Origin of the sequence: Escherichia sp. KCJ4928 (assembly GCF_004352695.1) — a bacterium.
GTDB lineage: Bacteria > Pseudomonadota > Gammaproteobacteria > Enterobacterales > Enterobacteriaceae > ECMA0423.
This window is the reverse complement of record NZ_SJWV01000528.1, coordinates 1-663: the sequence shown is the minus strand read 5'-3', so window position 1 is coordinate 663 and position 663 is coordinate 1. Positions and strand designations below refer to the sequence as shown.

The window sequence follows — 663 nt, the reverse complement described above, 5'->3', positions numbered from 1 at the left end:
CTATTTTCCATGACATAATCATGAATAGCAGATATAGTGTTTCTGAATTCTGAAATAGTTGACTCTTGAAGTGATATATCTATGTCTAGCTCGACAACTTTAGTTGCTTTCTCGGCTTTTTTTGCTTTCGCCTTAGATTCATAATCATCGAATTTTTTTATAAATGAGGATAGCTGTGAAAGTTCTTCCAGCTTTTTTTCGTATGCAAGGAACAATGTTTTAATGTTTCTAAGATGACCATTCTGCTTGATTATTGCTGTTTTTGAATTCAGCTTAATTGATATTTCAGAAATAGACGCCTCGATCTTTTCAAGATCAGATAAAATAGAGTCTTTGCGTGCATCAATAAGAACACGTTGGAAATCATCAATTTTTTTCTTGAATCCTAAAACATCCTTTAGTTCTTTCCCTATGTTATCACCAAGTCCAGCTTTTAGCTTATTATAAAGATCTATTACTTCATCTTCATCAATATAATTATCCCCAATCAGAGCTTGTATCTTGTTGAGTTCTGACTTTAAAATGGCTTTTTTATTTCTCAAGTTATCTAAGCTATCTTCGTAGAGTACTATTTCATCTCGAACAAAATCAAAAGTTTTATCACCTTCAAGTAATTCCATTTCTTGCTTTATAATCTTTACTTGATGATCAAGATCATTAACC

1 pseudogene is annotated in these 663 nt (G+C 31.4%); it reads right to left on the bottom strand.

Features of this window, described 5'->3' with window-relative positions:
- Window positions 1-663, bottom strand: a pseudogene (locus tag E0D98_RS25340) (DUF2326 domain-containing protein); the annotation flags it as partial.